Below are 8,657 nucleotides of genomic sequence, written 5' to 3'. Positions count from 1 at the left end.
GGCCTCGCGGGGGCGGCGTCCTGAATCAGCGCGCCCGCGCGCAGCGCGGCGGCTTCCGCGGCCGTGAGCTCGACGACGCTCGACCGGTGACAAAACATGCATGCGGGTGTGGTGTGCGTCTCGGTGGTCATGAGTCCTCCAATAGTGGTGTTGGGGTTAGTCGGCGGCGAGGTCGTAGCCGCCGAGCGGAGAGCGGCCGGGGACGTGGCGGCGTCCGTGCTCGCCGCGCTCGGTGAGGATCGGGACGCCGGGCCGCTGCCAGGCGGCCGGATAGGTGGCGGTGACCCATGCGGCGACGGCCGCGATCCGCTGCTTGTTCTCGAACCGGGCGAGCTTGCGGGGGAGGATCGGCAGCTCGCGCCATCCGGGGAGGGCGTGGTCGTGCCACGCCTCGACGGCGGCGCTCTCGTTGTCGGTGATGACGTGCCAGGCGCAGCGCGGGCAGTTGGCCTGATACCGGCCGCCGCCGGGCAGCGGGGCGGCGCTGTGGTCGTGGTCAACCTCACGGCACCAGGCGTCCGCGGTGAACATGTGCAGCTCGTGACCCTCGGTGACGGTCGGGCCGTCCAAGTAGTAGGCGCGGTGCCACATGTGGCTGCGGGGGATGCAGCCGAAGTGCCCGTGCTCGGCGCAATAGCGCTCGAACGCGGCGACCAGGGCGGCGGGTTCGTAGTAGTCCGCCGTGTAGCTGAGGGGCGCGCCATCCCAGGGGGTGGCGGCGACCGCCTCGCGCTCGAATTCGGCCAGGTCGAACAGGGTGGGCTCACCGGTCATTGCAGTTACCTCCAACAGTACTATTAGGGTCAGGCGGTGGCGAGCTCGGCCGCGGGCTCGGTGAGCGCGTCCGCGAGGGTGTGCGCGGCGCGCAGGACGTTGGCCGCGGTGGCCTTGATGGTGTCGGAGTCGCAGTTGCTCCACCCGGCGACGTAGCCGACGCTGTAGGCGCTGGTGTCCAGTCCGAGAATGCCGGCGACGACGTAGGCGACGCTCTCGGCTTCGGTTTCCTTCACGCCGCGGTGCTCGATGTACTCGGCCTGATCCTCCTCAGCGTGCAGGATCGCGTGCGCGGCCTCGTGCAGGGCCGTCTTGGCTGCCTGGGCGGGAAACAGGTTCGCGTCGATGACGATGCGTCGGGCCTCGGGGTCGGTGTAGCCGTTGGCAGCTCCCGCGATGGGCTCGCACTCGACGGTCCAGCCGGTGCCGGTGAGGTAGTCGGCGGTGGCCTCGAAGATGCCGCGGGCGTCGTCTCCGGTGAGCGGTCGCGCGATGTCGGCCGGGTCGCCGGCTTCCTCGTCGATGAGGTCGGTCTGTCCCATGTCGAACACGGAGACGGGGAAGAACCGCACGCGGCGCTGTTCTTCTTCCTCGCCGGTTCGTTCGTTCTCGACCGTCTCGCGAATCTCGCGGCCGCCAAAGATGCGGATACCGCGCTCGCCCTTGCGCACTTGGCGGTTGAGCTTCTGCCAGGTCCTGTATCCGGCGACGTGGGTCGCCTCGGGCCGCTGGGCGAAGATCAGCAGCAGGTTTCCCAGGCTGTAGCGGTGGAACGACTGGGCGAAGTTCAGGAAGGCCGCCCATGCCTCGGATTCGCGCAGCGCCTCGACCTGTGTCGCGATCGTCGCTTGCAGCTCCTCGGCCTCGGCACGACGCTCCTCGGCGCTCTTGGTGCTGGTGATCTTGCGGGCCATCTCGCTACCTCCGGTGACGGTATTAGTACTATTAGGGCCACTCAGACCCCCTCCACGTTTTCTTGCCGTGAAGGCACGAAGTGCCATTCAGGGCAGAGGAGGGAGTGCAACCCGCAGGGCGGTGGGGGAGAGAGTTTTCGGCCGATGTGAGGAGCGCAGCGACGCGGCCGAAAAGTCTCGGAGGAGCCGGCGGCGCAGCCGCTTGCGCGGACGACGAGGCCCGTAGAATGCCGCAGGCTTCACGGCGAGAAAACGAGCGCCGCAGGCGCGAGAAGCAGCCGGCCGCGTGCGGCCGTCGTTCACGGCCCGCAGGGTCGCGGGGAGTGCGAGGGCGCCGGCCCTCGTGTCGGCCGGCGGCCGACTCGCTCAGGCGATCCGCTCGTCTCCCAGCATCGTGTCGACAGGATCGGGCGCGATCGCTCGGCGGCCTTTGCTCGCCGTCGATGCCGTAGCCGCGCCGCTCAGCAGTGCACGTGCCATCCGGAAGTCGGCTCGACCGTTAGCGTCCCGCGGGTGTGCGCCATAGGCGTTTGTTCCCAAGTCGGGGAGGAGTGCGAGCTGGCCGGGTCCGGGTCGGCGGCTCGGGTGGGTGCGGCGTGGGGCGCGCATCCACGTCTCCTCGGCCTGCCACCACGCCCACAGCTCGCGCTCGACCGTGTAGCGGGCTGCGCGCGCCTGCAGTCGGCCGTCGACGTCGAGCTGCACGGCGGCGGCTCGACGGTAATCCACCGATCGCCGTCGCCATCCGTGGCGGGTGAGGACGAGGACGCCGGCACGGGTGAGCCGATCGAGGGCCGGCCGCACCTGGTTGACGGTGCATCCTGCGGAACGAGCGAGCGCGTCGACGGGTTGAGGATCCGTTGTGGTGCGGGCGTACATGTTCCCCGCGTGGAAGCCGAGCCCCGGTCCCAGCGTGAAGAGGTCGTGGGCAGCGTCCCGGGTTCTCTGGGTCAGGGTAGCCAGGAGGGTGGATCGTTCTGCGGACCCTGCCCCTGCGGGGCGCGGGTCCGCTTGTGACCGACTTGTAGATGCAGAGCTGGGGATAACCGATTGAGGGTCGATGGTCCAGTGCGCACCATGTGGACCATCGGCAGCGCGGGTCTGGGCGACCCACCCGTCCGCGGCGAGCCGTAGGAGCGCCGTCCTGGCCGTCTCCCGGCCGATCCCGGCAAACAGGGCGAGGCGGCGGGTATCGGCCTCTAGAGAGGCGCTGAGGGCTTTCAGGGCGAGCATGCACAGGACGTCGAGCACGCGGCGGTCGGCTGGGCCTCCTCGGTGGGCCCAGCGGCCGGCAGATGCGTCCGCTCGCGCCTGGACGTGGCGGACGTGGGCGGCGATCGCGTCGGCGCGGGCGTCGAAGGTGGGGTCGTCTCCGACCTGCCGGTCTGTGGTGGCCACGAACCGTACGGCCTTGTCCCATTGCCGGCGGAGGACGTGTGCGGCTCCGCCGCGGCCGCGAGGGCGGCGCTGTAGGCGATCGCGGTAGGACCGGACGTGCTCTAGGCCCGGTGCGTCGTCGACGAGCGCAGCGACGTCGGCGTGACGCCATCTGGCGGCCGCGGCGCCGACGAGGATGCGCCAGAGTACTGCGGAGGCGTCGCCAGAGGCAGCGTCCTCGCGCAGTGCGGCGGCGCTGCGTGCGGTGAGCTCGCGGCGCGGGCCGGGGAGGTACAGGCGGCCGTGCTCGTCGACGGGGATCGGGCGCTTGGGGTCGATACGCCCTGCGGGCTCAGCGCCGTTACTGAGCTTGGCCAGGGCCTCGACCAGGCCACGCACCTGCGCGGCCGTGGTCGTGGGGGTGGTGAGCATCCCGAGGTCGCCGCGCAGCACCGTCGAGCGGCCGCCGTGGCGGTGCGGGGCACCTGGCGGGCGCAGGCAACCGGTCTGCGGGTTCGTCAGGGGAACGATGTCGAGTGTTGGGCACACGTTGCGCAGGAAGTGCGCGAGGGTGGCGATCGTGCCTGCGTCGACGCTCTCGGAGAGAGCGGCCCAGACGTGGCGGCCGTGTGAGGGGCCGGACTCGCAGACTACGTGCTGAATGCCGGCGTCCGTGAGGAGGCCGGCGATCACGTCAGCGTCACGAGCTGCCGCGGCCGCGGCACCGGGCGTCTTGGCGTCGAGGTCGAAGCCAAGGAAGCGGAAGCGTCCGCTGGCGTCGGCCAGGTACATCGCCCACGGGCGCGTGGGCTCCTTGCCGTCGACGCGGCGGTGCGAGGGGTAGCGGTTCTGAACGTCGCCGTAGGCGTCGACGACAGCGACGCGCACGCTCGGCCGAGGGCTGATGGCCGCGGTGAGTATCCACGACGCGCCAGGAGCGCCGGAATATGCATAATCCGTCGCGAGGGTTATGATGGCACCGTCTTTCACGTAGTGGTTGACACAAACAGGCCCCGGTCGCCAAACCGGTTCCTCACATCGCTTGATCTGTTTCCGTCGCCAAACAGTCCAGATCAGGCACTTAGCTTCGGCCCCCGTCTCGCAAGAGGCGGGGGCTTGCTCGTTAAGCCGCTGTGATGGGCAGCTCCTCGTATTCGTGACGTGGGGGGAGCGCGGGCGCGTATTCGGGCATGCCGACTTCGCGCGCGAGCAAGGACGCGATGTAATCGTTGACGCTCATTCCTCGGGCCTCCGCTTCTTCGCGGACGGCCTCTCCGAGAGGGTTAGCTACACGCGAGATGAGGGCCTGACGGTCGCCTTTGCTGTGGCGGCCGCCACGGTATCGCTGCGCTGTCATGTTCGTGAGCCTAGGGGCGTTAAGAAACTGATTCTGGTAGGCCACGCGGGCGTGTTGCATCACTTCGCCTCCGATGGCGTGACCTCGATCGTGCATACGACGTCGCCCATGCGCAGGCTGGTGCCGGGTTCGATCGTGTAGGGCACGCCTGGCTCGAACCGGCGGGGTGGGTCGGTCTGCGTCTCGATGCCGTTGCCGCTGTGGTAGTCGGTGACGACGATGCGGCCCTCGTCGTCGACGTCGATGAGGGCGTGGGTGCGTGAGAGCATCCGCTCGGGGCTCTCGACGGCGATCGGCTTGCGATCGCCTACGGCGATGGGATGGCGGCCGAGCACGACGCTCTCGCTGGTGTCGACCGACTCCTGGGTGGTGAAGCGCAGGCGCAGGCGCGGCCGCGTGTTGGCCGGGGGAGTGGGCTTGGCCATGACCGTGTGGTCCAGCTCCTCGACGGGGACCACCACGGCGCGCACGAAGGGCAGCTCCTCGACGGTGGTCGCGGCGTCGGGGACGACGGCCTTGACGTCGATGGGGTCGGCTTCCACGCGGTGAGGCTCGGGCGTCTTGCACTGGACGCACACGGCCTCGGTGACGGGTTGGAGTCGCCGGCAGATGCGGCAGCGTCCCTCGTGGACGGTGAGCCCGTCTGCCGGCGGGATCGTGCCGGCGGCATCGAGGAGCTGCACGATGCCCTCGGGCCGAACCCCGAGCGTCCATGTCTGGCTGCTGTCCTTGACGGTGAGGCGCACCGGCCGGTGCAAGCGGATGGCGATCGCTACGCATCGGGCGATCATGCCGGTTCGCAGCTCCTCGACGCTGGTGGCTTCGCAGGGCCGCTCAGTGCCGTTGATCGTGATGCTGCCGATGTACGTCGGTGGAGCATCTGTGAGCTGGTCGCTGGGGCCGTGGATGCTGGCGACGACTTTGGGCCAGTCCGCGACGGCTTCTGATGCGCGGAGGGCCTGTGTGGCGCTCATAGCCCGCGGGCGACGGCGGCCGCGGCGGCCAGCCACGCCCGTTGCGTCGAGGGTCGCAGAGCGCCGTAGTGCAGCACGCCGTCGACCATTGCCTGGTCGAAGGGGATCGTGACGGCTTCGCGAGTGATGTCGCGGTAGCCGGCGGCGACGCGCTGCATGTCGGCCGGGGTGGCCTTGGGGTCGGCCTGCGTGACGATCACCACGGCGTTGTCGGCCAGCCGAGCGGATCGCTCGTCGCGGTCGGCCAGCGCTTCCAGGAGAAGCGCGCCGGCCTCGGCGTGGTCGTCGCGGGTGGTGGTGGCCACCACGAGCTGGTCGGCGTGATCGATCATCCGCCGCCACATCGGATCGGACTCGTCGTTGCCGGAGTCGATGAAGATCAGCCGGTAGTACTTGCTGGCGACGGCGTGGATGGCGTCGACGTCCTCGGGCTCGATGCGCTGCTCTTGGGCGAGCGCCATCGGCTTGGACCGGAGAACGTCGAAACGGTCGCGGGTCTGGTGGTGCACGTAGTGGGCGAGGTCGGCGGACTGGGCGCTGGTGCTCAGGAGCCGATCGACCTGGGGCAACAACTCGAGCAACGTCGACTCGTGCGGCCCCTGCTCGGTCCGCCAGCCGAGCGTGCCGCGGGTCTGGTTGTTGTCCCAGGCGAGCACGCCTGCGCCGCCGTAGCGGGCGAACACGCCTGAGAGGAGGACCGTGCTGGGGGTCTTGCCAGCGCCGCCCTTGCCGTTGACGATCGCGATCGTGCGCGGGCCGGGCCAGTGCTGGGAGACGGCGAGCACGTCGGCGCGCTCTGCGCGCTCCTCCTCGCTGGGGCTCATGCGGATGCCGGCGCGCGTTGCCAGGCCGCGCCACCCGGTGGTGGCCGGCTCCTCGATCTGTTCCCGCACCAGGAACGACTGGCGCATGGCTCGACGTGTCGGAAGGTCTGCCCTCGGCGCCGCGGCGGCCGTGGCGGTGACCCATGAGCCGGGGCCGGCCGACGCCGCGCCGGTCTCGTCGGCCTCCGCCTGCTGGGGGGCAGGTTCCGCAGCGGGCTCAGGGGCCTGCGGTCGTGCTTCGCGGCTGTCGTCCTCGGTCACGGTCTGGTCCGGGTGGATGATCAGCGGCCATTCCCCGGCGGGGTCACGGGTGAGGACGTGCAGCGGCCGGCCTAGCTGTTCGGCGCGGGCCGCGACGATCGCGACGACCTGAGCGCGCGCCTCGTCGACGTCGCCTGCGGCAACCTCCGTGACGGTGCCACCGATGGATACCTGGGCGGTGCCGTCCTCGTTGAGGGTCGCGGTGGCGCGGGGCCAGGCGGCTGCTTCCGTTGTCGTGCTCATGTGGGTGTTTCTCCTTCCGCTCATCCGCCGATGGTGATTCCCACGGTCTTCATGAAGGCCACGGGATCGGTGGGGGAGCCGTTGATCATCACTTGAAAGTGGAGGTGACAGCCGGTGGAGTCACCAGAGGAGCCGATACGGGCGATCTGCTGCCCTGCGGTGACCTTCTGGCCGTCCTGGACGAGGATGCCGGAGGCGTACATGTGCAGGTAGACCGTCTGCACGCCGCCGCCGTGGTCGATCACGATCGTGCCGTTGGAGCCGTAGCCGACGCCGAAGCCGGTGGCGATGACGGTGCCGGTCTGGGCGGCGTAGATGGGGGAGTCACAGCCACCGGCGATATCGACGCCGGCGTGGAGCTTGTACACGCCGCTGATCGGGTTCACGCGCATCCCGAAGGGATCGCTGATGGGGCCGGCGGCCGGAAGCGCCCAGCCCTGAGCGCTGACGGTACCGGTGCCGGTGCCGACCCCGGAGCAGACCTGGTTGCCGGTGCCGGTGCTCAGGCCGAGCTTGGCTCCGGTGAGCCCTTCGACGACGGCCACGGCGGCGTCCCAGTACTTGGCGTAGTAGTACGGGTCCGCGTTGACCTGGACCTTGTGCGCGGCGATCGTGGGCGCGAGGGAGTCGCGGTCGGTGATCGTGGCCAGCTTCTTGAAGAAGTTCGTTGCGCTGATGTAGGGGTCCATGCGGTCGCTGAGCGACCCCCATGCCCCGTTCGCGCGCTGCTGGAACAGGCCGCGGCTGTCCGGCCCTACAGCGTCGCCGTAGTTGAGCACACGCAGACCGGATTCGCCCATCGCCGTCATGACGCCGATGGTCTGGTCGCGGGAGCTGAGGTTGAGATCCTTGCCGGCCTGGATCACGTACGCGGCGTTCACGAGCTGGTCGTGCCCGTAGCCGCTGATCGTGGTGGCGGGCACCGTCTTGGGGTCGATGGTGACCGCGGCAGCACTGTTCCCGGTGGGGTTGCAGCTCGCGGACGCCGACGACGTGAGTAGCAGCATCCCGAACACCGTGGCGAGGATCAGCACGGGCACGGTGATGATCGCTACGAGCCCCCCAGACTTGCGATCCATCGTCAGTGTGTCCCTGCCGGAGGGGTGAATCGGCTGGCGAGCCAGGGCGACGCGCCGTCGCGTCGCGTGAGGATGATCGTGTAGGTGCCGGCGTCGGTGGGAACGTCCACCGAGACGGCGTAGGTGCTGCTGTCGTCGACGATGGTCCCGTTGCCGGTGAGCTTGTGCGCCGGGATGTTGGCGGGGTCGACGGACTGGTAGTCCTGCTGCGCCTGCGGCGTCAGGAGCGGCGACAGGGCCGCCCACCACTCAGTGGAACTGAGGTCCGGGCGCGCGAACGCCGTGAGCGCCTTCTCGGCCGCGGCAACGGCGCTACTGCGCTGCGTGGCGTCCCAGGCGGGTGCCGGGTTCGGGTTGACGGTTCCGCCGCCGGACTCGTCGTCGAGCTGGGTGCCGGGGGGAGCCGGTGTGAACGTGTTCAGGTCCGGGATGGAGACACCGGAGGGTGTGGGGGAAGGGCTCTCGGTCGGTCGCTGTTCGCTGTTACCGGCGCATCCGGCCAGCGCAACCGTGACCAAGACGACGCCGGCTAGACCGAGCGTGCGCTTTCCCCCCATTACCCCTCCTCGTGCTCCTCACCCCGCGCTGGCGGCTGTGTCCGCCGTGAGTTCGCCCCCTGCTCTAGAGCTTCCTTTAGTTCATCCCGCAGGATGAACCATGTAGCTCCGAGCTTGTAGCCGGGGATCACTCCGTCTTTGAGCCACTTGTAGACGCCGGGCTTCGTGAGGCCCAGCATCTCTGCAACCTCTGGGACGGTCAGTGTCTCCTTGCGCCCCTTGAACAGCGCATCAAGCCCTGACGTCACGGGGAACACCGGAAGCCGCAAGCGCATGCAGACAGTGTAAACGAAAAGT

At 69.5% G+C, this 8,657-nt stretch carries 9 protein-coding genes; all 9 read right to left on the bottom strand.

The window, feature by feature from the left end:
* Positions 1-156: 156 nt before the first annotated feature.
* Complete coding sequence (locus P5G59_RS20620; RefSeq protein ID WP_021756257.1) at positions 157-774, bottom strand: DUF6349 family protein; 618 nt, start codon at positions 772-774, stop codon at positions 157-159.
* Between the two features lie 29 nt (positions 775-803).
* Positions 804-1,688 (bottom strand): ArdC-like ssDNA-binding domain-containing protein, encoded by an 885-nt coding sequence (locus P5G59_RS20615; RefSeq protein ID WP_021756258.1) that lies wholly within the window; start codon positions 1,686-1,688, stop codon positions 804-806.
* A gap of 366 nt (positions 1,689-2,054) precedes the next feature.
* Positions 2,055-3,953, bottom strand: a complete 1,899-nt coding sequence (locus tag P5G59_RS20610; RefSeq protein ID WP_021756259.1) for a hypothetical protein — start codon at positions 3,951-3,953, stop codon at positions 2,055-2,057.
* Between the two features lie 235 nt (positions 3,954-4,188).
* Positions 4,189-4,422: a hypothetical protein gene (locus tag P5G59_RS20605; protein WP_183428951.1), complete on the bottom strand. Its 234-nt coding sequence runs from the start codon at positions 4,420-4,422 to the stop codon at positions 4,189-4,191.
* A gap of 59 nt (positions 4,423-4,481) precedes the next feature.
* The gene (locus tag P5G59_RS20600) at positions 4,482-5,396 is read right to left on the bottom strand and encodes an FHA domain-containing protein (protein ID WP_021756260.1); all 915 of its coding nucleotides are present in this window, start codon (positions 5,394-5,396) and stop codon (positions 4,482-4,484) included.
* The gene (locus tag P5G59_RS20595) at positions 5,393-6,724 is read right to left on the bottom strand and encodes a MinD/ParA family ATP-binding protein (protein ID WP_021756261.1); all 1,332 of its coding nucleotides are present in this window, start codon (positions 6,722-6,724) and stop codon (positions 5,393-5,395) included. The genes P5G59_RS20600 and P5G59_RS20595 overlap by 4 nt, the downstream gene beginning before the upstream one ends.
* Positions 6,725-6,744: 20 nt before the next feature.
* Complete coding sequence (locus tag P5G59_RS20590; protein WP_021756262.1) at positions 6,745-7,803, bottom strand: M23 family metallopeptidase; 1,059 nt, start codon at positions 7,801-7,803, stop codon at positions 6,745-6,747.
* A 2-nt stretch (positions 7,804-7,805) separates the two neighbouring features.
* Positions 7,806-8,360: a hypothetical protein gene (locus P5G59_RS20585; RefSeq protein WP_021756263.1), complete on the bottom strand. Its 555-nt coding sequence runs from the start codon at positions 8,358-8,360 to the stop codon at positions 7,806-7,808.
* Positions 8,360-8,635, bottom strand: a complete 276-nt coding sequence (locus P5G59_RS20580; RefSeq protein ID WP_021756264.1) for a helix-turn-helix domain-containing protein — start codon at positions 8,633-8,635, stop codon at positions 8,360-8,362. The genes P5G59_RS20585 and P5G59_RS20580 overlap by 1 nt, the downstream gene beginning before the upstream one ends.
* Between the last annotated feature and the right edge of the window lie 22 nt (positions 8,636-8,657).

This window comes from Leifsonia virtsii, from assembly GCF_030433675.1.
Taxonomy (GTDB): domain Bacteria; phylum Actinomycetota; class Actinomycetes; order Actinomycetales; family Microbacteriaceae; genus Leifsonia; species Leifsonia virtsii.
This window is presented reverse-complemented; position numbering and strand designations above follow the sequence as displayed.